Source organism: Ectopseudomonas alcaliphila (assembly GCF_900101755.1).
Taxonomy (GTDB): Bacteria; Pseudomonadota; Gammaproteobacteria; order Pseudomonadales; family Pseudomonadaceae; genus Aquipseudomonas; species Aquipseudomonas alcaliphila.
On the sequence record NZ_FNAE01000002.1, the window covers coordinates 530,111 to 554,897 of the forward strand.

A 24,787-nucleotide genomic window follows, 5' to 3' on the forward strand; every position below is an offset into this window, starting at 1 on the left:
GATGCAGTCTGCCCATAAGGATTTCATACTTGCGCCGAGGGCCAGTGGCCGTGTGTCCTGGTGGGAAACCTGCCTGCTGAGCCTCCTCGCTCTAGGTTTCGGCTACTGGCTATCGCCGGAAGACCCCCTGCTCGTGGTGGCGTCGTTCCCCTGGATGATTCTCGTACCGATACTGCTCGGCGTTCGTTACGGATTCCTGCAGGGGCTGTTCAGTGCCGCATTGCTGATTGCCGCGCTGTTCGTGTTTCGGCTGTCGGGGTGGGCGCTCTATCTGGATATCCCGGCGTCCTTCATCGTCGGCATGTTGCTCTGCAGCATGCTGGTGGGTGAGTTCCGCGACATCTGGGAGCGCCGTCTCGAGCGACTCAGTCTGGCCAACGAATATCGCCAGCTGCGGCTCGATGAATTTACCCGTTCGCACCATATTCTGCGCATCTCGCATGACCGCCTGGAGCAACGCGTAGCGGGCAACGATCAGAGTCTGCGCAGCTCACTGCTCAGCCTGCGCGAACAGCTGCGTGCCTTGCCGGGTGATCGCGATGCGCTGAAGACCCTGGCCGATACGGTCATCTCCCTGCTTGCCCAATATGGCGCGCTGCGAGTGGCGGGGCTCTATCGGGTCATGGACAACGGTCATGTCGACCCTCGAGCGCTGGCCACGCTGGGGGAAATGGGCGAGCTGAACGGCAACGATGTGCTGTTGCGCCAGTGCCTGCAGCGCGGTGAGCTGGTCAGCGTACGTTCCGAGGTATTGGATCGCGGAGAGGGCGCGCGGCATTCCGCGCTGCAGGTCTGTGTGCCGCTGATCGATACCGAAGACCGCATTCTGGCCGTGCTGGCGATTCAGCAGATGCCATTTTTCATGTTCCACGAACGCAGTTTCAGTCTGTTGGCGATTCTGGCCGGGCATGTCGCCGATCTGCTGATGAGCGATGCCCAGGCCCTGCAGCTGCCGGACGCCGATGCCCAGCACTACTCGCAATTGCTCAAGCGCTCGCTTACCGATGCGCGCGACCACGATTTGCCGGCCAGCCTGTTTGCATTCGAGCTCTCCGAGGAAAACGGAGAAGAGATCCAGCGACTGCTGGAGGCGAGTCAGCGTGGTCTTGATGTACAGCTGAAGGTTATCAACAGCCGTGGTAATCGCCTTGTGCTGGTGCTTTTGCCGCTGACCTCGGGCGAGGGCTCGCTTGGCTATCTGGTGCGTTTGCGGCAGCTTTTTGCCGAGCGCTTTGGCCAGGGCCGAGAGCTCGATTCGCTGGGCGTACAGACGCATCAGTTCCTGTTCGAGGGAGGTGATGAGCGTGATGCATTGAGACACTTCCTCTTCAACGAGTGCGCATTGAATGATCAGCAAGTGGCTGTTTAGCGGCGCCGCGCTGCTTGAGGTCGGGAGCTGGGCCAGTGCGGTCAGCGATCTCCAGGTACCTCAGGCCGCGTTGCTTTATGCCTCTTCTCATGGCTTGGGAAGCGCCATGCTGGCTGCAGGGATCTGGCTGCTGCTGCCGCGCCGCTATCGCTACCCCTTGCCCTGGAGCCCGCTGTTCATTTTCAGCGTCTCGTTCTTCATTCCCTTGATTGGGATGATCGGCGTAGCGCTGGCGCTGTTTCCGGCCCTCTACTTGCCGCGCAAGCGCAAGGTGCAGTCCTGGGAGGCTACTGCCGTTCCCGAGCTGCCTTTCCGGCCGCGCGAGCGCAAGCGTGAGCTGATGTTCAGCGATGGCGGGCTGCAGGATGTGTTACGCCATGCGCGCGACCCCGATCAGCGTCTGACGGCCATCTTCGCGACACGACGCATGCGCAGCAAGGAGGCCATCCCGATTCTCAAGCTGGCGCTGCGCGATCCATCTGACGATGTTCGCCTGCTGGCCTATTCGATGCTCGATCAGCGTGAAAGCCGAATCAACCAGCGTATCGAGCGTGCGCTGGCAGATATGGAGAGCGCCAGCACGGACCGTAAGTTCGCCCTGCATGGGCAACTGGCGCGCTGGTACTGGGAGCTCGCCTATGTCGGCCTGGCCCAGGGCAGTGTGTTGGAGCACGTGCTGCAGCAGGCCTGGAGCCATGTGATGGCGGCGCTGCAGGGTGGCTCGGGTGGCGAACTGCACTTGCTTGCCGGGCGCATCGCCATGGAGCAGGGCAATCTCGATGAGGCGTTGGCGCAGTTCGACCAGTCGGCGCTGGCCGGGATGGATGCGGTGCAATTGGCGCCGTATCGGGCTGAAATCGCGTTTTTGCGTCAACGCTATGAGGAAATTCCAGAAATGCTGGCGACGATGCCGGCCGAACTGTTGCAACGTCCCCCCTTCGCGGCCTTGGCTAGATATTGGTTATGAGTGAGAAATCTGCTGTTCCTGACGTGCAGAGCGTCGATGTCTGCCTGTTGCTCGAGGGAACCTGGCCGTACGTGCGCGGGGGGGTATCGAGCTGGATCAACCAACTGATCCTGGGGCTGCCGGAACTGACCTTCTCGGTGCTGTTCATCGGGGGGCAGAAGGAGGCCTACGGCAAGCGCCACTACGCCATCCCGGATAACGTGGTGCACATTCAGGAGCATTTCCTCGAAGATGCCTGGAGCTCGATTCCCACGACCAGTACGAGTTCGAGTCAGGAACTAGCCGAGCTGATGCAGGATGTGCACCGTTTTCTGCACAACCCAGAAGAGCCCAGCGCGGACCAGGGTGATGCGTTCGTAGACACTCTTGCTGCCGGTCGAATCGGGCGTGAGGCTTTCCTGCAAAGTCGCGCCAGCTGGGAAGCCATCGTCGAGGGTTACAAGCAGCACTGTGCCGATCCGTCGTTCGTCAATTATTTCTGGACGCTGCGCTCCATGCAGGCGCCGCTGTTCATGTTGGCCGAGGTCTCCAGAACGCTACCGCGCGCGCGTATGCTGCATTCCATCTCTACCGGGTATGCGGGCATGCTGGGCAGCGTCCTGCAGCGCCGTTGGGACTGCTTCTACCTGCTCAGCGAGCACGGCATCTATACCAAGGAACGCAAGATCGATCTGGCACAAGCGGGCTGGATCGCCGAAAGCCCCGACGAGCGCCTGAGCACCGGTCTCGATGCGGAGGTCAGCTACATCCGCAGATTGTGGATCCGCTTCTTCGAGCGTATTGGGCTGATCACCTATCGATCTGCACACTCCATCATCGCGCTTTACGAGGGCAACCGGCGGCGCCAGGTACTCGACGGCGCTCCCGAGGAGCGTACTCGGGTCATCCCCAATGGCATCGATCTGGCCAGTTGGGATCAGGCACTACTCAGCCGGCCAGAAGGCGTGCCGCCGGTGGCCGGCCTGGTTGGGCGGGTGGTGCCGATCAAGGACGTCAAAACCTTCATCCGTGCAATTCGTGGCGTGGTCAGCGTCATACCCGAAGCCGAAGGCTGGATCGTGGGGCCGGAAGAAGAAGATCCGGACTACGCGGCCGAGTGCCACAGCCTGGTGGCCAGTCTGGGGCTGCAGGACAAGGTGCGTTTTCTCGGCTTCCGCCAGGTGCGTGAAGTCGTGCCGCAACTGGGGGTAATGGTGCTGACGTCGATCAGTGAGGCGCAGCCGCTGGTGGTGCTCGAGGCCTGGGCGGCCGGCACGCCGGTGGTGACCAGTGATGTCGGCTCGTGTCGCGAGCTGGTCGAGGGCTCCACGGAGGAAGATCGCCAGCTTGGCTCGGCGGGTGAAGTGGTAGCCATCGCCGACCCTCAGGCCACCTCGCGCGCCATTCTCTCGCTGCTACGCAATCCCGAGCGTTGGAAGGCGGCTCAGGCGGTCGGCCTGGAGCGCGTGCGACGTTACTACACCGAAGAATTGATGCTCGCGCGCTACCGCGAGTTGTACCGCGAAGGCACGGAGAGCGCGTAAATGGCAGGTATAGGATTTGAACTGAGGAAGATCCTGTCCAAGGACTCCTACACATCGACGATGCGCGCCTACCTGTATGCCGGCCTGATCAGTTCCGGCCCTTGGGTATTGTCGATCATCAGCGTGATGCTCATCGGCGTACTGAGCCTGGGGGCGGTGCTGCCGGAAACGCTGATCGGTCAGTTCCTGGTCACCGTGACGTACCTGATGGCCACGTCGCTGATTCTCACCGGCGGACTGCAGCTGTTCTTCACCCGCTTCGTCTCCGACCGGCTGTTCGAGCGGCGCCTGGACCTGATCCTGCCCAATCTGATCGGGATACTGCTGCTGGTGACGATCTTCTCGGGGCTGCTGGCGGTCTGTGTGATGGGCCTGCTGTTCGATCAGTCGTTTACCTATCGCCTGCTGGTGATGGCCAACTTCGTGGTGCTGTGCAACCTCTGGCTGGTGATCATCTTCCTGTCGGGGATGAAGGCTTATAACCGCATCCTGGGGGTGATGTTTCTCGGCTACTCGCTGATGGTCGCCTCGGCCTATCTGCTGCGCTTTCTGAATATCGACGGCTTGCTGCTGGGCCTGCTGATCGGTCATTCCAGCCTGCTGTTCATCTTCCTGTTCGACATCCTGCGCGAGTACCCGGCCGAGCGCCTGGTCGCGTTCGATTTTCTCAAGCGTCGCCAGGTGTTCGGCAGCCTGCTGCTGACAGGACTTTGCTACAACCTGGGCATCTGGATCGACAAGTTCATCTTCTGGTTCAACCCCTCGACTTCCGAAGCCGTGATCGGCCCGTTGCGGGCCTCGATCCTCTATGACCTGCCGATCTTCCTTGCCTACCTGTCGATCATCCCCGGCATGGCGGTGTTCCTGGTGCGTATCGAAACGGACTTCGCCGAATGGTACGAGCGGGTCTATGACGCGATCCGCGGCGGTGAAACCCTGCAGCACATCGGCTGGCTCAAGGAGCAGATGATCCTGGCGATTCGCCAGGGCCTGATGGAGATCTGCAAGGTTCAGGGGCTGACCCTGGTTCTGCTATTCCTGCTCGCGCCGCAGTTGTTGTCCTGGCTGGGCATCTCGCACTACTACCTGCCGCTGTTCTACATCGACGTGATAGGCGTGAGCATTCAGGTGGTGTTCATGGCCTTGCTCAACGTGTTCTTCTATCTGGACAAGCGTGCCATCGTCCTCGAACTCTGCGTTCTCTTCGTCCTGGCAAACGGCGCGTTGACCCTGTTCAGCCAGATGCTTGGCCCGACCTTCTTCGGCTATGGCTTCACCCTGTCGCTGCTGCTGTGCGTACTCCTCGGGTTGTATCGTCTCAACGAGGCGCTTGATGATCTCGAGTTCGAAACCTTCATGCTTAGCCGCTGACCGCGGCTGGGCAAGGCCCTGCACCTGAGCCGGGGAGTCTCAAGGCCCCGGTTGATCACGGCGCAGTGCGTTGCCTGCTCCTGATAATCCGCTGGCCGTGCCGGCCCTCTGGCGGCGGGGGCGTATGCCGTCGTTGCTGGGTGAGCGCAATCCCTACCTGACCTGCCGAACGAGCAGGTTCGAGCGTGGCGCCGCCTCCTTGCGGCCCTGTGCCGTCGTCTGGTGTGCCTGCCGCTCTTCTGCGTGATGAACGTGCGCATCTGTCTTACCTGGCCTGTCGCGGATTCCCGGAAAAAGATTTTCAACTTAAGCCCGGCTTCTACGTTCGTATGGGGGGACAAAAGGTTAGGTTGTCACTTATCATACGTCCTACAACTGCGCAGGCGGTTGTGCATCCCGGCACCGCAGCCGGGTCTCATTCAATGTCCCGGTGGCGCCTTGTTCGCCATCCACTGACAGGAGAACGCCATGCTGAGTCTGACTGGCCACAATTACATCGGTGGTGAGCGCCGCGCCGCCGGCACCACCCTCCACAAGAGCCTCGACGCCAGCAGCGGTGAAGCGCTGCCCTATACCTTCATCCAGGCCACGCCGGAAGAAGTCGATGCTGCCGCCCAGGCCGCCGCTGCTGCCTACCCGATCTACCGCAACCTCTCGGCCGTGCGCCGCGCCGAGTTCCTCGAGGCCATTGCCGACGAGATCGATGCCCTCGGTGACGACTTCGTTGCCCTGGTCTGCCGCGAAACCGCGCTGCCGGCTGCCCGCATCCAGGGCGAACGTGGTCGTACAAGTGGCCAGATGCGCCTGTTCGCCAAGGTGCTGCGTCGTGGCGACTTCTACGGCGCGCGCATCGACCGCGCCCTGCCGGATCGTCAGCCACTGCCGCGCCCGGATATCCGTCAGTACCAGATCGGTGTCGGCCCGGTCGCCGTGTTCGGCGCCAGTAACTTCCCGCTGGCCTTCTCCACCGCCGGTGGTGACACCGCGTCGGCCCTGGCTGCCGGTTGCCCGGTGGTGTTCAAGGCGCACAGTGGCCACATGGCCACTGCCGAGTGCGTGGCCGATGCGGTGATCCGCGCGGCCGAGAAAACCGGCATGCCCAAGGGCGTGTTCAACATGATCTTTGGCGGCGGTGTCGGCGAGCTTCTGGTCAAGCACCCGGCCATCCAGGCCGTCGGCTTCACCGGTTCGCTGAAAGGCGGTCGTGCCCTGTGCGACATGGCCGCTGCCCGTCCGCAGCCGATCCCGGTGTTCGCCGAGATGTCCAGCGTCAACCCGGTGATCGTCCTGCCGGGCGCGCTGAAGGCGCGTGGCGCCACCGTGGCCAAGGAGCTGGCCGGCTCCGTGGTGCTGGGCTGTGGTCAGTTCTGCACCAACCCGGGCCTGGTCATCGGTATTCGTAGCGCCGAGTTCAGTGAGTTCGTCGCGGGCCTGGCCGATGCGATCGGTGCCCAGCCGGCGCAGACCATGCTCAATGCCGGCACCCTGCGCAGCTACGCCGGTGGCGTCGCGCAGCTCAACGACCATGCCAAGGTCACTCATCTGGCGGGTAACGAGCAAGCCGGCAACCAGGCGCAGCCACAGCTGTTCAAGGCCGACGTCAGCATGCTGCTCGAAGGCGACCACCTGCTGCAGGAAGAAGTCTTCGGCCCGACTACCATCGTCGTCGAAGTCGCCGACAGCGCCGAGCTGACCCGTGCCCTGCAGAGCATGCACGGCCAGCTGACCGCCACCCTGATCGCCGAGCGTGACGACCTCATGGCCTTCCGCGATCTGCTGCCGCTGCTGGAAGTCAAAGCTGGTCGTGTGCTGCTCAACGGTTATCCGACGGGTGTGGAAGTGTGCGACTCCATGGTCCATGGCGGCCCGTACCCGGCAACGTCCGACGCCCGTGGTACGTCGGTCGGCACCCTGGCCATCCACCGCTTCCTGCGCCCGGTGTGCTATCAGAACTACCCGGACGAGGTACTGCCGCAAGCACTGCAGAACGCCAACCCGCTGGGTATCCAGCGCCTGGTCGATGGCGTGCACAGTCGCGATGCGCTGAGCTGACCGGAGCGCTGCAACAAAAAATGCCGCACCCGTGAGGGTGCGGCATTGTTCATTCAGGCGGCTGCGTCTTTATTTGGCGGCGGCCTGGGTTTTTTCCACTGCCTGGATGATCACCTTGGCCACATCGCCCGGACGCGACTGCTGCGGCACGTGGCTGGCGGCGATCTCGGTGGTCTGTGCAGCGATCTTCTTGGCGAAGTCGCGCTGCATCTCCGGCACGATCATGCGGTCGTCGCTGGCGACGAGGTACCAGGACGGCTTCTGCTTCCAGGCCGCGACACTGGTGCGGTCATCGAAGGCTGCAGCGCGGATCGGGCCCTGGGTGGCGGTCATGATCGCCGTTTGCTCGGCCGACAGATCCTGAGCGAAGTCGGCTGCCATGCCCTGCGGCGTCAGGTAGAGGAAACCGTTCTTGTCGGCCGCGATCTGGCTCGAGCCCGGTGCGGTGGGATAGCCACCGTAGAGCTCGCCGGTGGATTGGCCCGCATTCGGCGCGAAAGCCGCGACATAGACCAGGCTGCGCACCTTGTCGTCGCTACCGGCCTGGCTGATCACCGTGCCGCCCCAGGAGTGGCCGACCAGTACCACGTCGCCGTCCTGGTTGTTCAGCACGCGCTGGGTGGCGGCGACGTCGTCGGCCAGCGAGGTCAGCGGGTTCTGCACCACGGTAACCTTGATGCCCTTATCCTGCAGCAGCGGCACGACCTTGGCCCAGTCGGAACCGTCGGCGAAGGCGCCGTGAACGATAACTACCGAAGGCTTGGCGTCGGCGGCCTGGGCACTGACTGCGAAGAAGGGGCTGGCGATGGCGAGGGCGATGGCGAGGATCAGCGGCTTGGTATTGAACATGATTGAATCTCCTGTGCTTGGGGGAGTTCAGTGTCGATAATGCGCCGGTGTCTCGGTATCGGTCGTTTATCCGAGGCCTGCAAATAAAGGAGAGCTGCAAGGTGAATGACGCCGTCGCGCTGGAAGACGTCATGCTGGCACTGGCCATGGTCGGCGATCTGAGCATGGGCCAGCCCATCGATCAGTCGCGGCGTACCGCGCGCCTGGCGCAATGGCTGGTGCAGGCCGGTGGCGGTGATCAGGCGCAAATCGATGCAGCCCGGCAGGTGGCGCTGCTGCGCTGGTCCGGCTGTACCGCCAACGCCGATGGCTTCATGCGTCTGCTCGGTGACGACGTCGGCGGTCGCCGCGCCATGCTGGCGCAAACCCTGGATGCTGCCGGCCAACGTGCCATGCTGCGCACCACGCCGCTGGCCCAGGTGCATTGCGAGATCGCCGGCGATATCGCCCGCACCCTGGCGCTGGGCGTGGAGGTCGAGCGAGGTTTGCGCCATATCTTCGAGTGCTTCGACGGCAGCGGCCGCCCGCTGGGCCTGCGTCACCCCGATGTCCCTCCGGTGGTGTATCAGGTCGTGTTGGCGGGCGATCTGGAAATCCTCTCGCGGGCCCACGGCCTGGACGCGGCGCTGGAGTGGATCGGCGTGCAGGGTGATCGCCGTTATCCCGCTGCTCTTGTCGACCTGCTCAGCCGCCATGCCGCGGATTGGCTGCAAGCGCTGCGCACCCCCGAGGGCGTGCAGCCTGTCGAAGGGGCGGAGGTTTCCCTGACCCTGGTGGGCGATGTGATCGACCTCAAACTGCCCTGGCTGGCCGGCTATTCACGCCAGGCCGCGAGCCTGGTGCGCGACGCTGCTCGGCTCTGGGGCTTGCCCGAAGCGCGCATCGAACTGCTGGCCAAGGCGGCGTTGATCCATGGCCTGGGCCGGGCGGCCGTGCCCAATCGAATCTGGAGCACGCCCGGCCCGCTGCTCGATGGTGACCTCGAAGCGGTGCGCCTGGTGCCCTACTGGACGCACCGCGCCTGCAGCCAGATCGGCGGCCTGAACGAAGCCGGACAACTGGCTGCGCATGCCTACGAACGACTGGATGGCAGCGGCTATTTCCGCTCGTTGAGTGGCGACGCCCTGCAGGCCGAACACCGTCTGCTGAGCGCCGCGCTGGCCTGGCTGGCGCTGCGTGGCGAACGCCCCTGGCGCGCTGCCTTCAGCGATGAGCAGGCCGCCCGCGTATTGCTGGATGAAGCCGAGCAGGGGCGCTTCGACCCACGCGCCTGCCAGGCGGTGATCAGCGCCGCGCATGGCGAGCAGGCGCCGCTGGCCGGCAAACCTGGCAACGGCCTGCTCAGCGAACGCGAGACGCAGATTCTGCAGCGCATCAGCAGCGGAGCCAGCAACAAGGAAGTGGCGCGCGACCTGGGCATCAGCCCGAGCACGGTGCGCACTCATGTCGAGAGCGTGTTCCGCAAGCTGCAGTGTTCGACGCGCGCGGCGGCGACCTTGAAGGCGCTGACGCTGGGCGTGATCTAAGCCGCGTCTTCAGGCTTGGAGGAGATAGTCGAGGTTGTGGCCTGGCATACAGATGCGTACCCTGCCTCGCGGCCATGATGGCCTCGAATGGAAAAGGATTTCATGCTCAAGCGTATTTATCGAATCTTCGCGCTGGCCGTTCTGGTGAGCGCACTGTCTGGCTGCGGCACTCTGTTCGGACGCTCCTCAGGTGGCTCTTACGGGCCCGATTACTATTCCGGCACTGCCTACAACTTTGGCCTGCTGTTCGGCTCCGATGAACTCAATCGCGGTTACTTTCCTGCCACCCTCTGGTGCTGGGCCTCGATAGCCTGCCCGGTGTTGACGGTTTATTCGATGCCCGTGGATTTCGTCGTCGATACCGTCATGCTGCCCCGTGATATCTACGAGGCAACACGATGAGCCCTGTCGTTTTGAAAAGCCTGCGAGTATTCAAGGCAGCTCTTCCCGTACTGCTGATGCTGGGTTTTCACGACCTGGCGCTGGCCAGTTTCGAATATGGCAATCGGCGTCTTGCCGCGAGCGCAACGGAACTGCTCGCCCAATTCGTGTTTGCCTTCGTTGCGCTCACCATCATTGGTGCCGTCGTGATGATCATCGGTGATATTCGCCGCTGGCTGCGTCGCAGGTCTGGCACGGATCAACGCGAGGATGATCCTTCCAGGGACCTCTAGCTTGCCTGCGAATGCCCCGGCGCTGATGGGCAACTGATAGCGTCGATAATGCACAAGGCTTGGGTTCGACACCTGGGCCTTGTACTTTGCAGCTCAGTCTCCGCCTCCACCGCCATCACCACCGCCGCCGAAATCGCTGTTGCCGAAGCCGGTGTTGGAGTCCTGCCCGCTCAGGCCGCCTCTCCTCCTTTTACCTGCGTGTGACTTGGACCTTGAGCGTTGCCACGAATAGATGAAAAGCACCACGAATGCGATAGCGATCAGCGGCAGAATGTCCATGCGTTTCCCTCCATTGCCGGGCTCCAATGCTAAAAGCTCAGAGGGCACAGAGTAAGCCGTAACGGGCGCATGGAAACGAAAAAGCCCGCACAGTGGCGGGCTTCTAAAATGGCGCATCCGGCGGGATTCGAACCCACGACCCCTGCCTTCGGAGGGCAGTACTCTATCCAGCTGAGCTACGGATGCGTTGCGGGGCGCAATCATACGCATCTCGGCGGTTAGCGTCCATTCTGCATGAGTGTGCATTATTCAGAACGGACTTTACACTTTCGGGCCGCTAGAACCTGTATTTCAGAAGTTTCTGCCATTATTTTAAGGATTTTTCCCGGCCACCTATTGCCCTTTACCCCTGCCGATCCTAGGATTCGTTTGAGATTTCAAACGGCGTGTTCGGTCATTCTGAACCCTCGCACGTTCAACGGCTCTGAATCCATTACCAGGCCCCGCACGGCTCAATTTCGGCCTGCGGGCTCTGCCCGTGACTCCAACGACTTACGCCGACGCCCGGGCGCCGGAACTGAAGGAGACTGCCATGCAACTGAAAGACCCCCAGCTGCTGCGCCAACAGGCTTATATCGATGGCCAGTGGTTGGACGCCGATAGCGGTCAGACCATTGCCGTGAACAACCCGGCCACTGGCGAGATCATCGGCCATGTACCGAAGATGGGCCGCGCTGAAACCCGCCGTGCCATCGAAGCCGCCGAGAAGGCGCTGCCGGCCTGGCGTGCGCTGACCGCCAAGGAGCGCGCGAACAAGCTGCGCCGCTGGTTCGAGCTGCTGATGGAAAATCAGGATGACCTGGGCCGCCTGATGACCCTGGAGCAGGGCAAGCCGCTGGCCGAAGCCAAGGGTGAAATCGCTTATGCCGCCTCCTTCATCGAGTGGTTCGCCGAAGAAGCCAAGCGAGTCTACGGTGACGTGATCCCCGGCCATCAGCCAGACAAGCGCCTGATCGTGATCAAGCAGCCGATCGGCGTCACCGCCGCCATCACGCCGTGGAACTTCCCCGCCGCGATGATCACCCGCAAGGCCGGCCCGGCACTGGCCGCCGGTTGCACCATGGTGATCAAGCCGGCTTCGCAGACCCCGTTCTCCGCCCTGGCCCTGGTCGAGCTGGCCGAGCGCGCGGGCATCCCGAAGGGCGTGCTGAGCGTGGTTACCGGCAGCGCCGGCGAAGTGGGGGGCGAGCTGACCAGCAACCCTATCGTGCGCAAGCTGAGCTTCACCGGCTCGACCGAGATTGGTCGTCAGCTGATGGCCGAATGCGCCCAGGACATCAAGAAGGTATCGCTGGAGCTGGGCGGCAATGCGCCGTTCATCGTCTTCGATGACGCCGACCTGGATGCCGCCGTCGAAGGCGCGCTGATCTCCAAGTACCGCAACAACGGCCAGACCTGCGTCTGTGCCAACCGCATCTACGTGCAGGACGGCGTCTACGATGCCTTTGCCGAGAAACTGATCGCTGCCGTGGGCAAGCTGAAGATCGGTAATGGTCTGGAAGATGGCACCACCACCGGTCCGCTGATCGACGAGAAGGCCGTGGCCAAGGTGCAGGAGCACATCGCCGACGCGGTGAACAAGGGCGCCAAGCTGGCCCTGGGCGGCAAGCCGCATGCCCTGGGTGGCACCTTCTTCGAACCGACCATTCTGGTGGACGTGCCGAAAACCGCTGCCGTGGCCAAGGAAGAGACCTTCGGCCCGCTGGCGCCGCTGTTCCGCTTCAAGGACGAGGCCGAGGTGATCGCCATGGCCAACGATACCGAGTTCGGCCTGGCCTCCTACTTCTATGCCCGTGACTTGGGCCGCGTGTTCCGCGTGGCCGAGGCGCTGGAGTACGGCATGGTGGGTATCAACACCGGCCTGATCTCCAACGAAGTCGCGCCGTTCGGCGGTGTGAAGGCTTCCGGCCTGGGCCGTGAAGGGTCCAAGTACGGGATCGAGGACTATCTCGAGATCAAGTACATGTGCCTGGGCGGCATCTAGTCCCTGCTGCACTCGGCCGGACGTCGTTGGCGCAGACGGGAAAATGCTCATTGGCTACAGCCAACTCCGCTTTTCCCGCTTGCGCCGCCTAGCCCGGCCATCGCTCGCGACACGCCTCGCGCGGTTGTAGCGAGCCAGAATTTCCCCCGCCTCCGGCGGCCCGACGCAGTCGATCATCGTATGCTGCGGCGAACCACCTCCAGAGGCATTTCCTTGCAACCGAGCCGCCCGATGACGGCCATGAGGACACCATGAGCAAGACCAACGAATCCCTGCTGCAACGCCGTGCCGCCGCTGTTCCGCGCGGCGTCGGCCAGATCCACCCGATCGTCGCCGAGCGCGCCGAGAACGCCACTGTGTGGGACGTCGAAGGCCGCGAGTACATCGACTTCGCCGGCGGCATCGCCGTGCTGAACACCGGTCACCTGCATCCGAAGGTCATCGCTGCCGTTCAGGAGCAACTGACCAAGCTGACCCACACCTGCTTCCAGGTGCTGGCGTACGAGCCCTACATCGAGCTCTGCGAAGAGATCGCCAAGCGCGTGCCGGGCAACTTCGCCAAGAAGACTCTGCTGGTTACCTCCGGCTCCGAGGCGGTCGAGAACGCCGTGAAGATCGCCCGTGCCGCCACCGGCCGCGCTGGCGTGATCGCCTTCACTGGCGCCTACCACGGCCGCACCATGATGACCCTGTCGCTGACCGGCAAGGTCGTACCGTACTCCGCCGGCATGGGCCTGATGCCGGCTGGCGTGTACCGCGCTCAGGCGCCGTGCCCGCTGCATGGCGTGAGCGAGGACGAGTCCATCGCCAGCATCGAGCGCATCTTCAAGAACGACGCGCAGCCGCAGGACATCGCCGCGATCATCATCGAGCCGGTGCAGGGTGAAGGCGGTTTCTACGTCAATTCGCCGGCCTTCATGCAGCGTCTGCGCGCCCTGTGCGACCAGCACGGCATCCTCCTCATCGCCGACGAAGTGCAGACCGGCGCTGGCCGTACCGGCACCTTCTTCGCCACCGAGCAACTGGGTGTGGTGCCGGATCTGACTACTTTCGCCAAGTCCGTCGGCGGCGGCTTCCCGATCTCCGGCGTGTGCGGCAAGGCCGAGATCATGGACACCATCGCCCCCGGTGGCCTGGGCGGCACCTACGCTGGCAGCCCGATCGCCTGCGCCGCGGCCCTGGCCGTGCTCAAGGTGTTCGATGAAGAGAAGCTGCTGGCGCGTTCCAATGCCGTGGGTGAGAAGCTCAAGGTGGGCCTGAAGACCATCGCCGAGAAGCACAAGGTGATCGGCGACGTGCGCGGCCTGGGTTCGATGGTCGCCATCGAGCTGTTCGAGGGCGGTGATCACAGCAAGCCGGCGGCTGAGCTGGTCGGCAAGATCGTCGCCCGCGCGCGCGACAAGGGCCTGATCCTGCTGTCGTGCGGCACCTACTACAACGTCATCCGCTTCCTGATGCCCGTCACCATCCCTGACGCGCAACTGGAAAAAGGCATCGCCATCGTCGCCGAGTGCTTCGACGAGCTAGCCTGAGCCCGATAGCGGGTACGCGCCCTGGCGTGCCCGCTCCGTTCTCCTGCGCAGCCAGCTACACGTAGCTGGCTGCGTCTTCCTTGCTTCGCAGCCGCGCGCTGTCTGTCCTCTTTCGCCATCTCTGCACACACCTGCTGTCGCTCGTTTTTCGTCCTGGTCGCGTACGCACTTTTCAGCGGCGATGTGCGGCCGATCTCACTCGCCGTGGAACCGCTGGGGGCTGATTGCCACTCAGCGGCAACAGGCTACCCAGCGAAGGATTACGACGATGCGTGTTTCAGGTTTCTCAAGCTCGATTCCACCCGCGATCGACAGTCATGAGCTATCCCGTGAGTGCGCAAAACCCCAGGCACCGGTGAACCCACGGCAATCCGCATGTGGCGGCAGTGGCGTTTCCTGGGCGCCGCAAGGCCAGAGTCAGCAGGCCGCACCGGGTAGTTCCACCGCCACAGGCGATAACCTTCGCGGTCAGGGGCTGGCGGCATTGAGGGAGGCTGTGCGGGCGCTGTTCACGCCGAGCACCGCTGAGGTCCAGTCGGCCTCGCAACCGGCCACCCAGCGCAATGTGGCGGCGCAGGCGGCGAAGGAGGGCAGCGATGAGATGCCCTTCGAGGAAGTGATCTCAGTCCTCGGGCGCAACGAGAATCTGCTAAAGAAGCCGCGTGATCGTGAAGGCTTGGAAAAGCTGCGCGACGACCCCAACACGCCGACGGATGCGAAAAAGGCACTGGACGCGGTGCTGAAGAATCCCGCGTATTACGAGGCTCTGGATCAGGCGAAGACCGGCAGCACGGACGGCAAGATCAGCGCCAAGGACGTGCAGAAACTGCAGCAGCATCCGTTGATCAGGCAGTACGCCGACGCCAAGGCCGAAACCTATACCCACAACTACGTGCCTTCCGACGCTGCGCCCGGTTCTGCCGCGCGGGAAATGACCGAGAACGATGCAATGCGCGAGCTGTATCTGTACTCGGAAAGCCTGCCCAAGAAACTCAATCTGGAGACCCTCGGCAAGATCGCCGACGGTTCCCAGTCGATGGGCAAATGCCCGCCGCAGGTCGCAGCCGCGGCGAAGTTCTTTGTCCAGAACCCGGACAAATGGCAGCAATTCAGCGGCAAGGATGATCCCTCGGCGAAGATCTCCCGCGATCGCCTGTGCGACCTGGCCGCCGAGAACGTCAAGCTCTCACCCCAGGAGAGCAAGGCGCTGGAGACACTCAAGAACAATCAGGACATCTTCTTCAAGGGCGGCGGCATCAAGCCGGACAAACTGGCCAAGATCGCCAACGACCCGCAACACAGCCAGGAGGTTCGCGATGCCGCCAACCTGCTGAGCCAGCCCAATTCGATGCTGTTCTCCATGCTCGACAACGCCAAGCATGGTGCCGGCGGCAATTTCTTCAACAAGGCCAATGACCGCAATATCAGCAAGGGCGACCTGAATGCCTTCCTGCAGAAAGGCAGTAACGAGGTCGCGGGCCCGCCGCAGCTCGCCAAGCCCACGACCGTCGCGGCGCTGGCGGCGCAGAGCGATATGCACATGGGGCAGGAAACCCAGCCCGATCAGAAGAAGGAAAAGGGCGGCGGTATCTTCAAGTTCCTGGAAATCTTCAGCTATGTCGCCTCCGGCGTGATGATGCTGATTCCGGGGGCCGGCGCCGCTACCCTGGCCGCGACCGCAGGACGGGTCGCCGCGACTACCGTAGCGAAGGAGGCAGCCAAGCAGGCCGCCCAGCACACCGTGAAGGAGGTGGCCAAGGAAACGGTCAAGGAAACCGCGAAACGCGAGTTCAAGGATGCCGCGATTCAGGGCGCCAAGGATGGCTTGAAAGACTACGCCAAAGATCAGGCCATGGACTTCGCCAAGGATGGCCTGAGCAATACCATGAACCAGAACTCGCCCAGGGTCGCGTCCAATCCGGATGTCAACGCGCCGCGCGTATGGGCGCAAAGCTGAGGGGGCGCCGACATGGAAGTTGTCTTGGTGTGCCGTTAGGCCTTGAGCAGATTTCAGGTTGACCAGGTAAAACGATGGTTTTACCTTGTGTCCATGAATATAGATGAAAAGCTGATTTCGACGGCCGAAGCGCTGTTCGACCGCCACGGCTTCAATGCGACCGGCATGGATCGCCTGGCGCAAGCGGCCGGGATGTCCAGCCGCACGCTGTACAAGCATGCCGGCAGCAAGAACGAGCTGATTGCCGCTGTGCTGATGACGCGCGGGCAGCGCTTCCTGCAGCGTCTGGAGTTGGACAGCGTCGAGGCGCTGTTCGATGCACTGGCAGGCTGGATGAGCGAGGAGGGCGCACGCGGCTGCCTGTTCCTGCGTGCACAGGGCGAGATCGGCAGCGCAGTGCCGGAAGTTACCGAGGCCGTGACGGCGTACAAGGCGCGCTTCAGCGAGACGGTACGGCGGATTCTCGCTCGGCAGTTGGGCGCCGGCCCCGACGAGGAACTGGTCGAACAGGTGGTCATTCTCTTCGAGGGGGCGACGGCCGCTGCCAGCTATCGTGGCGTGGCGGTGGTGGCCACAGCGGGCCGAGCCGCGACCCTGCTTGTCGAGCGAGCGCGGGCGTGAGCCGAGCATTGCATCTGAGTGGCACGGGCTTTGGCCTGATCGCGGTGTGCTACGGCTTTGCCCGCTTCGCTTTCGGCCTGTTCCTGCCGCAGATCGATGCCGATCTCGCCCTGCCGCAAGCCGTTGGCGGCCTGATTGCCGGGGGCTCGTTTCTCGGCTACTGCCTGGCCATCGTCCTCGCCGCACAATTGACCGAGCGTATCGGCGCTCGGGCGGTCGCGGTGTGCGCTGCATTGGTTGCCGCCCTGGGCATGCTGGGCATCGCCCTGGCACCGTCAGCTGTGTGGCTCGCCGCTGCAGTGCTGTTGGCGGGGATGAGCACGGGGCTGGCGTCCCCGCCCATGGCAGCAGCGGTGGCGGCGGTGATAGCGCCGCGGCGGCAGGACGCCAGCAACACCCTGATCAATGCCGGTACCAGTGCCGGGATCATTCTTTCCGGCCCAGTCGCGCTGTTGCTCGGTGCTGAATGGCGCCTGGCCTATGCCGTGTTCGCCTGCTCGGCACTGGTCCTGGCGCTGTTTGCGAGCTTCTGCGTACCGAGTGCCACGGCCCTGCAAGCTCGGACTGCCGAGGCAGGGTCGCTGTTCAGCGGGACGTTGAAGCGTCTCGTTGTCGCTTCGTTGCTGATGGGCGCGGCAAGCACGGCGTTGTGGTCGTTCGGTAGTCAGATCGTCGCCCAGCGCCTGGGTTGGGGCAGCGCTGGTTCCGGGTTGCTCTGGGTGGTGATTGGTGCTGCCGGCATCGCCGGCGCGGGTGCCGGCAGCCTGATCGCTCGGCTGGGTGTGGACTGGGCGAATCGTCTGTGCCTTGGCGCTCTGGCGGCGGCTATCGCCCTGGTCGGCTTAGGCAGCGCGCCTGCCCTGGCGCTGCTGGGTGGGGCGCTGTTCGGCGCGGCCTACATTACCCTCAGCGGCATCTATCTGGTCTGGGGTGTGGCCGCACTTCCCCAGCGACCTGCCACTGGGCTCACCGTTGCCTTTCTCGGCATCGCCATCGGTCAGACGCTGGGGGCGCCGGTCTTCGGTTTGCTGATGAGCTGGCTGAGCATGGATCACGCCGTGGGCCTGTTCGCGTTGCTGGCGCTGGCTGCCGGAGCGATGCGCTCGAGCGTCGGTGAAACGGTGCGTTCGAGCCCCATCGGTTGCCCAGAAAAAGGCCCGTACTAGACGGGCCAAAGGGTGACAAGCAACAACAGGATTCGGGGTCGCGGGAACCTGCCAGGCACTTCCCAGTCAAGTGCTTACTTGGGTTCGAAGATCACGTAGACCTTGCGGCAGGCTTCGAGCACTTCCCAGGTGCCGGAAAAGCCGGCAGGAATCACGAAGCGGTCGCCGGCGCGCACGGTCTTGGCGTTGCCGTCGGCGTCACGCAACACGGAAACGCCTTGAAGGATCTCGCAGTACTCGTGCTCGGTGTAGCTCACCGTCCACTGGCCCACGGCGCCTTCCCAGATGCCGCTACTGAACTGACCGCAGGGGCTGCTGTAGTGGTTGCGCACGCTCTGCTCGGGGTCGCCCTTGAGCACTTTTTCCGGTGCGGGGCGATAGTGCTCGGCGGCCGTGCCGGCCTGGGCGAAGTCGATGATCTGCTCGATGTTCATCTGGCTGTTCCGTGTTGTCGGTGGCGGCAACCGCGCGACCAGCAGGGCCTTCGCGGGAAAGTCGTGGCAGCAGTCTATGTTTAAAAAAACGAACATGACAAGGGCTTTTGCCGGCCTGTGTCAAAAATATTGAAAAGCCACAGCCCTCTGGTTTAGTGTGGCGGACAGGATTTGGCCAGCGACCTGGCCTTGCAGAATTATTGACAGTGCGCGCCCTTGCGGACGCCGCTTCCACCCATTGAGAGGATGCCGGAATGACTAGCCTGACTCGTGCCGACTGGGAACAGCGTGCCAAGACCCTGACCATCGAAACTCGCGCGTTCGTACACGGTGAGTACCGCGCCGCCGAGTCCGGCGCCACCTTCGAATGCATCAGCCCGGTCGACGGTCGTCTGCTCGGCCTGGTGGCCAGCTGTGACCAGGCCGACGCCGAACTGGCGGTCAAGGATGCTCGCGCCACGTTCGACTCCGGTGTGTGGTCACGTATGGCCCCGGCCAAGCGCAAGAAGGTGATGATCCGTTTCGCCGAACTGATCGAAGAGCATGGCGAGGAGCTGGCGCTGCTGGAAACCCTCGACATGGGCAAGCCGATCAGCGATTCGCTGAGCATCGACGTCGGCAGCGCCGCCAACGCCATCCGCTGGAGTGGCGAGGCCATCGACAAGATCTACGACGAAGTCGCCGCCACCGCCCATGACGAGCTGGGCCTGGTCACCCGCGAGCCGGTCGGCGTGGTCGCCGCCATCGTGCCGTGGAACTTCCCGCTGCTGATGACCTGCTGGAAGCTTGGCCCGGCGCTGTCCACCGGTAACTCGATCATCCTCAAACCGTCCGAGAAGTCGCCGCTGACCGGTATCCGCATCGCCCAACTGGCCATCGAGGCCGGCATTCCGGCGGGCGTGTTCAACGTGCTGCCAGGCTTCGGCCACACCGTGGGCAAGGCCCTGGCCCTGCACATGGACGTCGACACCCTGGTGTTCACCGGATCGACCAAGATCGCCAAGCAACTGATGATCTACGCCGGTGAGTCGAACATGAAGCGCGTCTGGCTGGAAGCCGGCGGCAAGAGCCCGAACATCGTCTTCGCCGACGCGCCGGACCTGCAGGCCGCTGCCGAAGCGGCGGCCAGCGCCATCGCCTTCAACCAGGGCGAGGTGTGCACCGCTGGTTCGCGCCTGCTGGTGGAGAACTCCATCAAGGATAAGTTCGTGCCCATGGTGGTCGAGGCCATCAAGGCCTGGAAACCGGGCAACCCGCTGGACCCGGCGACCAACGTCGGCGCGCTGGTCGACACCACGCAGATGAACAACGTGCTGAGCTACATCCAGGCCGGCCATGACGACGGCGCCAAGCTGGTGGCTGGCGGCAAGCGGGTGATGGAAGAAACCGGCGGCACCTATGTCGAACCGACCATCTTCGACGGCGTGAACAACGCCATGCGCATCGCCAAGGAAGAGATCTTCGGCCCGGTGCTGTCGGTGATCGGTTTCGACGATCAGGACGAAGCCATCGCCATCGCCAACGACACCGTCTATGGCCTGGCGGCAGCCGTATGGACCAGCAACCTGTCGCGCGCCCACCTGGTTGGCAAGGCGCTGCGCGCCGGCAGCGTGTGGATCAACCAGTACGATGGCGGCGACATGACTGCGCCGTTCGGTGGCTTCAAACAGTCCGGCAACGGCCGCGACAAGTCGCTGCACGCGTTCGACAAGTACACCGAACTGAAATCCACCTGGATCAAGCTGTAGCGGCACCGGGGCGATCTCCTGGTCGTCGGCCATACGGCGTTGCGTCCTCGCTTTCAATGCTCACGTACTGCAGTACGCTGCGCTTGAAAGCTCCGGGGCGCCTTGTCTGGCCTTAGCCCAGAAGATCTTTATCGAAGTTGGTTTCGGTAGAGGATCTGTTTTGCAACGCTCCACCTGCGGCCGGGCTTCCCTGAGGAGCCCGGCCGTTGTCTTTGCAGCCACTCGTTAACCAAGGAATTCGGCAATGCGTTGGGGCACCTATTTCGCCGTTTGTTCGGCGGTCATCAGCATCGGTTTGGCACTGGGCGTGACCATGCCACTGGTGTCGTTGCGCCTGGAAAGCTGGGGCTACGACGCCTTCGCCATTGGTGTGATGGCGGCCACGCCTGCGGTCGGCGTGCTGCTTGGTGCCTTGCTGGCCGGCCGTCTGGCGGCGCGTTTCGGTACCACCGTGCTGATGCAGCTGTGTCTGCTGCTGGGCGCGGTGTCGGTGGCCGGCCTGGCGCTGGTGCAGAACTACGCGGTCTGGGTGGGCCTGCGCCTGTTCATCGGCGTGGCGCTGACCGTGGTGTTCATCCTTGGTGAAAGCTGGATCAACCAGTTGGCGGTGGAGAAGTGGCGTGGTCGCCTGGTGGCGCTGTACGGCACCGGTTATGCCCTCAGCCAGCTCAGCGGACCGTTGCTGCTGACGGCGCTCGGCACGGCCACCGATGCCGGTTTCTGGACGGGCGTGTGCCTGCTGATCGGTGGCTCGCTGGTTCTGCTCGGGCGCACCGGCGCACCCAAGGTGGATGCGCACAGCGCCTCGGGACGCGGCCTGCTGGTGTTCTGCCGCAAGCTGCCGGCGATTGCCTGGGCGGTGATGCTGTTCGCTGCCTTCGAGGCGATGATGCTGACCCTGCTGCCGATCTACGGCCTGCGCCAGGGCTTCACCCAGGAGGTGGCGCTGTTCATGGTCAGCGTGGTGGTGGTGGGCGATGCAGTGCTGCAGCTGCCCATCGGCTGGCTGGCCGATCGCATGTCGCGGCAGTTGCTGTTCCGTGGCTGCGGTATCGTGTTGTTGGCGTCCAGCCTGGCGATTCCGCCGTTGCTGCAGACACCGATGATCTGGCCAGTGCTGGTGGCCTTCGGTGCCAGCGCCGGCGGCCTGTTCACTCTGTCGCTGATCATGATCGGCGAACGTTATCGCGACGACGAGCTGGTGCGCGCCAATGCCCATGTCGCCCAGCTGTGGGGGCTGGGCTGCCTGATCGGGCCGCTGACCACCGGCGCGGTCAGCCAGTGGCTGAGCGGCCATGCACTGCCGCTGCTGATGGCCACCGGCGCCTTCGTGTTCATCATCCTGGCCAGTCGGCGTGGCGCCTTCAGCGAGATGGAAACGGCCAGCGCAGCCCGTTCCTGAAGCCGCTCAGCGCTGCTGCCCGAACTCCTGGGTCAGTTGCAGGTCGGCCTCTTCGATCAGCTCGGCGATGGTCGCGCCGATCTGTTTCACCGCTGCCTCGATCACGTCGCTTGGCGGTTCGGCGTAGTTGAGGCGGATGCAGTTACGGTATTTGCCCGCCGCCGAGAAGATGCTGCCCGGCGCGATCTGGATCTTGTGCGGCAACAGCGCGCGATTGAGTTTCTGGCTGTCGAAGCCCTGGGGCATCTCCACCCAGAGCATGAAGCTGCCCTGCGGACGGCTGACCCGAGTGCCGGCCGGGAAATAGCGGCTGACCCAGTCCACCATCAGGTCGCGGCTGCGCAGGTACTGTGTGCGCATACGGCGCAGGTGGGGTTCGTAGTGCCCGTCCTTGAGGAACTCGGCCAGCGCCAGCTGCGGCAGCTGTGCGGTGCTGCCGGTGCCCAGGTACTTCATGTGCACCACCTGCTCCAGATATCGCCCCGGGGCGATCCAGCCGACGCGCAGGCCCGGCGCCAGGGTCTTGGAGAAGGAGCTGCAGAACAGCACGCGGCCGTCTTCATCGAACGACTTGATGCTGCGCGGGCGTGGGTAGCTGTAGGCGAGGTCGGCGTAGACGTCGTCCTCGATGATGGCCACGTCGAAGCGTTGCGCCAGGACAACCAGGGCGCGCTTGTTGGCGTCGGGCATGATGTAACCGAGCGGGTTGTTGCAGTTCGGCGTGAGCTGGATGGCCTTGATCGGCCACTGCTCCAGGGCCATTTCCAGGGCGTCGAGGTTGATCCCGGTGAGCGGGTCGGTGGGCAGCTCCAGCGCCTTCATGCCGAAGCCCTTGAGCGCCTGCATTACGCCGTGGAAGCTCGGCGAGTCGACCGCGACGATATCGCCCGGCTGGCAGATGGCGCGCACCGCCGCCGACAGTGCCTCGTGGCAGCCGGTGGTGACCACCAGGTCTTCGGCTTCCAACTGGCAGCCGGAGTCGAGCATCAGTCGTGCGATCTGTTCGCGCAGGCGAATGTCACCGCGAATACCGCCATAGGTGAGCACGTCCGGGTCCTGCCGACGCGCCTGGCGCGACAGGTTGCGCAGCAGCGGTTTGAGCGTCGGGCTGCTGATATCCGGGCGGCCGCGGCCGAGCTGCAGCATGTCGTGCTGCGGTGAACTGCTGATCAGCTCCAGCACGTGATCCCACTGCGAAACTTCCACCGGCCTCTGCGCCGCGCGGCTGATCTGCGGCAGCGCGGGCATCTGTCGTCCCAGTGGCACGAAGTAGCCGGATTTCGGCCGTGGCGAGGCCAGGCCCATGTCTTCGAGGTGGCGGTAGGCCTGCTGCACCGTGCTGAGGCTGACGCCATGCTCCTGGCTCAGGCTGCGTACTGACGGCAGGCGGTCGCCGGGGCGGTACAGCCCCTGCTCGATGCGGGTGCCGAGCAGCTCGGCCAGGTTCAGATAGAGCGTCATGACAGTCGTCCGGCTTGTGCGGGGGAATGAGCTGAGACCAGTACAGATCGGCGCGAAAATTCCCATTCAGGGGAAAATTTGCAGAATCTGTATGGAGTTAATAAGAGTTTTTTGAATCTGTCATGGCTTTTCTTCTGACGGCATTCTGATCTCCCATGACAGAAGACAACGGGAGAGAGCCATGACCGGGTTCAGCAATACAGATTTCGTAGCAGTAGGTGAGTCCGCGCGGATTGCGACGCACAAGGGCGAGGTTCGCTACTTCGGCCGCGACTGGCCGGCATTCTGGCGGCGCTTGAATACCCGCCGCGTGCTGCTCAAGCTCAACGACCAGCAACTGCGTGATATCGGCCTCAGCCGCGCCCAGGCCGAGCGCGAGGCGAGCCTGCCGTTCTGGAAGCTGTAGCCCGGATGCAAGCCGGGCTGCGTTCGGCGTATCCGCTGCCGTAGGAGCGGCTTCAGCCGCGAATCCCTACAGCAACTCTTTCAGCCGATGCCAGGCCATGCCCATGGCCAGCAGCGGCGAGCGCAGGTGCTTGCCGCCGGGGAAGGTCATGTGCGGCACTTGGGCGAACAGGTCGAAACCGCGGCTTTCCTGGCCGGCGATGGCCTCGGCGAGCAGCTTGCCGGCCAGGTGCGTGGCGTTGACGCCGTGGCCGGCGTAGGCCTGGGCGTGGAACACGTTGGACTGATCCTTGAGTCGACCGATCTGCGGCAGGCGGTTGGCGCCGATGCCGATCATCCCGCCCCATTGGTAGTCGATGCGCACATCAGCCAGTTGCGGGAAAACCTTGAGCATCTTCGGCTTCATGTAGCCGGCGATATCGGCCGGGTCACGTCCCGAGTAATGGCAGGCGCCGCCGAACAGCAGGCGGCGGTCGGCTGAGAGGCGGTAGTAGTCGACGGTCACGCGCTGGTCGCACAGCGCCATGTTCTGTGGGATCAGCTGGCGCGCCTGCTCTGCGGACAGTTGCTCGGTGGCGATGATGTAGCTGCCGGCCGGTAGCACCTTGCCGCTCAGGGTCGGGTTGAGGCCGTTGATATAGGCATTGCAGGCCAGTACCAGGTACTTGGCGCGCACCTGGCCGTTGGCGGTGTGCACGCGCACTTCGCTGCCGTAGTCGATGCGATTCACTGGCGAGTCTTCGAACAACTGCACGCCCAGCGACTGGGCGGCGGCAGCCTCGCCGAGCGCCAGGTTGAGCGGGTGCAGGTGGCCCGAGCCCATGTCGATCATGGCGCCGTGGTAGTTGTCGGAGCCAACCACCTCATGGATGCGCTCCTTCGGCAGCATGCGCAGTTCGTGGCGATAGCCGAGGCTTTCCAGCTCGGCCTTGTCTTCGGCGAAACCTTCCATGTGCGCCGGTTTGTTGGCCAGGTCGCAGTAGCCCCACGTCAGGTCGCAGTCGATCTGGAACTGCTCGACGCGGCTACGCACGATCTCCACCGCCTCCAGGCCCATCAGCTTGAACTGGCGCACGCCTTCCTTGCCGACCACGGATTCGAACTGTTCGACATCATGGCCAACGCCGCGAATCAGTTGCCCGCCGTTGCGCCCGCTGGCGCCCCAGCCGATCTTGCGCGCTTCCAGCAGCACCACCGACAGGCCTTTCTGGGCCAGCTCGATGGCGGTGTTCAGGCCGCTGAAACCGCCACCGACGACGCATACATCCACCTGCCGCTCACCGCCCAGGGGCGGGTAGGCCTGCTGGCGATTGACGCTGGCGGCGTAATAGGAAGCGGCATGCTGCGGGCTGTGGACGGGCTGGTGAACGCGGGCGTTCATGTGCGAAATCCTGATTTTGTTGTGTGGAAAATTCAACGCAGCATAAGCGGGTGATCCGTCCAACGCCAAGAGGTCAGCGGAAAAAA

At 63.7% G+C, this 24,787-nt stretch carries 22 protein-coding genes and 1 tRNA gene; 17 read left to right on the forward strand and 6 right to left on the reverse strand.

Going from position 1 to position 24,787, the window contains the following annotated elements:
* Position 1 precedes the first annotated feature (1 nt).
* The 5 genes from BLR77_RS11190 to BLR77_RS11210 all read left to right on the forward strand — a co-directional run bounded on the left by BLR77_RS11190 (position 2) and on the right by BLR77_RS11210 (position 7,282).
* A complete protein-coding gene (locus BLR77_RS11190) occupies positions 2-1,369 on the forward strand; it encodes a PelD GGDEF domain-containing protein (protein WP_139202948.1) in 1,368 nt (455 codons plus the stop codon).
* Positions 1,347-2,336, forward strand: coding sequence for a HEAT repeat domain-containing protein (locus tag BLR77_RS11195; RefSeq protein WP_074677738.1), 990 nt, complete (start codon positions 1,347-1,349; stop codon positions 2,334-2,336). The genes BLR77_RS11190 and BLR77_RS11195 overlap by 23 nt, the downstream gene beginning before the upstream one ends.
* Positions 2,333-3,859 carry a GT4 family glycosyltransferase PelF gene (pelF, locus tag BLR77_RS11200; RefSeq protein ID WP_074677740.1) on the forward strand — a complete coding sequence of 509 codons (1,527 nt, stop codon included), beginning with the start codon at positions 2,333-2,335 and terminating at the stop codon, positions 3,857-3,859. The genes BLR77_RS11195 and pelF overlap by 4 nt, the downstream gene beginning before the upstream one ends.
* Positions 3,860-5,230: an exopolysaccharide Pel transporter PelG gene (gene pelG / locus BLR77_RS11205; RefSeq protein WP_074677742.1), complete on the forward strand. Its 1,371-nt coding sequence runs from the start codon at positions 3,860-3,862 to the stop codon at positions 5,228-5,230.
* Positions 5,231-5,698: 468 nt separating this feature from the next.
* Positions 5,699-7,282: an aldehyde dehydrogenase (NADP(+)) gene (locus BLR77_RS11210; protein WP_074677744.1), complete on the forward strand. Its 1,584-nt coding sequence runs from the start codon at positions 5,699-5,701 to the stop codon at positions 7,280-7,282.
* A 69-nt stretch (positions 7,283-7,351) separates the two neighbouring features.
* Here the strand turns inward: BLR77_RS11210 and BLR77_RS11215 are convergent, their stop codons facing one another.
* Positions 7,352-8,131 carry an alpha/beta fold hydrolase gene (locus BLR77_RS11215; RefSeq protein ID WP_074677746.1) on the reverse strand — a complete coding sequence of 260 codons (780 nt, stop codon included), beginning with the start codon at positions 8,129-8,131 and terminating at the stop codon, positions 7,352-7,354.
* 101 nt (positions 8,132-8,232) lie between these two features.
* On the opposite strand from BLR77_RS11215, the gene BLR77_RS11220 reads away from it, so the two are divergent.
* The 3 genes from BLR77_RS11220 to BLR77_RS11230 all read left to right on the forward strand — a co-directional run bounded on the left by BLR77_RS11220 (position 8,233) and on the right by BLR77_RS11230 (position 10,331).
* Entirely contained in the window at positions 8,233-9,657 is a 1,425-nt protein-coding gene (locus BLR77_RS11220; protein WP_074677748.1) for an HD domain-containing phosphohydrolase, read from the forward strand.
* A gap of 102 nt (positions 9,658-9,759) precedes the next feature.
* Positions 9,760-10,059, forward strand: coding sequence for a YceK/YidQ family lipoprotein (locus tag BLR77_RS11225; RefSeq protein ID WP_049767415.1), 300 nt, complete (start codon positions 9,760-9,762; stop codon positions 10,057-10,059).
* The gene (locus BLR77_RS11230; RefSeq protein WP_074677750.1) at positions 10,056-10,331 is read left to right on the forward strand and encodes a hypothetical protein; all 276 of its coding nucleotides are present in this window, start codon (positions 10,056-10,058) and stop codon (positions 10,329-10,331) included. The genes BLR77_RS11225 and BLR77_RS11230 overlap by 4 nt, the downstream gene beginning before the upstream one ends.
* 93 nt (positions 10,332-10,424) lie before the next feature.
* Here the strand turns inward: BLR77_RS11230 and BLR77_RS11235 are convergent, their stop codons facing one another.
* Positions 10,425-10,610: a hypothetical protein gene (locus tag BLR77_RS11235; RefSeq protein ID WP_074677752.1), complete on the reverse strand. Its 186-nt coding sequence runs from the start codon at positions 10,608-10,610 to the stop codon at positions 10,425-10,427.
* Positions 10,611-10,719: 109 nt separating this feature from the next.
* Positions 10,720-10,796 (reverse strand) — tRNA-Arg (locus tag BLR77_RS11240).
* Positions 10,797-11,142: 346 nt separating this feature from the next.
* Between BLR77_RS11240 and gabD the strand changes: the two genes are divergently transcribed.
* From gabD to BLR77_RS11265, 5 genes are all read left to right on the forward strand, one after another.
* On the forward strand, positions 11,143-12,594 hold the full coding sequence (gene gabD, locus BLR77_RS11245; protein ID WP_013713440.1) for an NADP-dependent succinate-semialdehyde dehydrogenase: 1,452 nt from the start codon (positions 11,143-11,145) through the stop codon (positions 12,592-12,594).
* A 251-nt stretch (positions 12,595-12,845) separates the two neighbouring features.
* Positions 12,846-14,126, forward strand: a complete 1,281-nt coding sequence (gene gabT / locus BLR77_RS11250; protein ID WP_074677754.1) for a 4-aminobutyrate--2-oxoglutarate transaminase — start codon at positions 12,846-12,848, stop codon at positions 14,124-14,126.
* A gap of 268 nt (positions 14,127-14,394) precedes the next feature.
* Positions 14,395-16,083 carry an HrpF/NolX family T3SS translocon protein gene (locus BLR77_RS11255; protein WP_074677756.1) on the forward strand — a complete coding sequence of 563 codons (1,689 nt, stop codon included), beginning with the start codon at positions 14,395-14,397 and terminating at the stop codon, positions 16,081-16,083.
* Positions 16,084-16,176: 93 nt separating this feature from the next.
* A complete protein-coding gene (locus BLR77_RS11260) occupies positions 16,177-16,704 on the forward strand; it encodes a TetR/AcrR family transcriptional regulator (protein ID WP_074677758.1) in 528 nt (175 codons plus the stop codon).
* Positions 16,701-17,870, forward strand: coding sequence for an MFS transporter (locus BLR77_RS11265; RefSeq protein WP_074677760.1), 1,170 nt, complete (start codon positions 16,701-16,703; stop codon positions 17,868-17,870). The genes BLR77_RS11260 and BLR77_RS11265 overlap by 4 nt, the downstream gene beginning before the upstream one ends.
* A gap of 74 nt (positions 17,871-17,944) precedes the next feature.
* Here BLR77_RS11265 and BLR77_RS11270 read toward each other — a convergent pair whose 3' ends face one another.
* Positions 17,945-18,304: a cupin domain-containing protein gene (locus BLR77_RS11270; RefSeq protein ID WP_074677762.1), complete on the reverse strand. Its 360-nt coding sequence runs from the start codon at positions 18,302-18,304 to the stop codon at positions 17,945-17,947.
* On the opposite strand from BLR77_RS11270, the gene BLR77_RS25475 reads away from it, so the two are divergent.
* The 3 genes from BLR77_RS25475 to BLR77_RS11280 all read left to right on the forward strand — a co-directional run bounded on the left by BLR77_RS25475 (position 18,297) and on the right by BLR77_RS11280 (position 21,454).
* Positions 18,297-18,437, forward strand: coding sequence for a hypothetical protein (locus BLR77_RS25475; protein ID WP_156085548.1), 141 nt, complete (start codon positions 18,297-18,299; stop codon positions 18,435-18,437). The two genes, BLR77_RS11270 and BLR77_RS25475, sit on opposite strands and share 8 nt — an antisense overlap.
* A 121-nt stretch (positions 18,438-18,558) precedes the next feature.
* A complete protein-coding gene (locus BLR77_RS11275) occupies positions 18,559-20,052 on the forward strand; it encodes an aldehyde dehydrogenase (protein WP_074677764.1) in 1,494 nt (497 codons plus the stop codon).
* Positions 20,053-20,296: 244 nt separating this feature from the next.
* Complete coding sequence (locus BLR77_RS11280; protein ID WP_074677766.1) at positions 20,297-21,454, forward strand: MFS transporter; 1,158 nt, start codon at positions 20,297-20,299, stop codon at positions 21,452-21,454.
* 6 nt (positions 21,455-21,460) lie between these two features.
* Here BLR77_RS11280 and BLR77_RS11285 read toward each other — a convergent pair whose 3' ends face one another.
* The gene (locus BLR77_RS11285; protein WP_074677768.1) at positions 21,461-22,915 is read right to left on the reverse strand and encodes an aminotransferase-like domain-containing protein; all 1,455 of its coding nucleotides are present in this window, start codon (positions 22,913-22,915) and stop codon (positions 21,461-21,463) included.
* 181 nt (positions 22,916-23,096) lie between these two features.
* Here BLR77_RS11285 and BLR77_RS11290 point away from each other — a divergent pair, with 181 nt between their 5' ends.
* On the forward strand, positions 23,097-23,321 hold the full coding sequence (locus BLR77_RS11290) for a DUF1127 domain-containing protein (protein ID WP_074677770.1): 225 nt from the start codon (positions 23,097-23,099) through the stop codon (positions 23,319-23,321).
* 66 nt (positions 23,322-23,387) lie between these two features.
* On the opposite strand, the gene BLR77_RS11295 is transcribed toward BLR77_RS11290, so the two are convergent.
* A complete protein-coding gene (locus BLR77_RS11295; protein WP_074677772.1) occupies positions 23,388-24,701 on the reverse strand; it encodes an NAD(P)/FAD-dependent oxidoreductase in 1,314 nt (437 codons plus the stop codon).
* Positions 24,702-24,787: the final 86 nt, after the last annotated feature.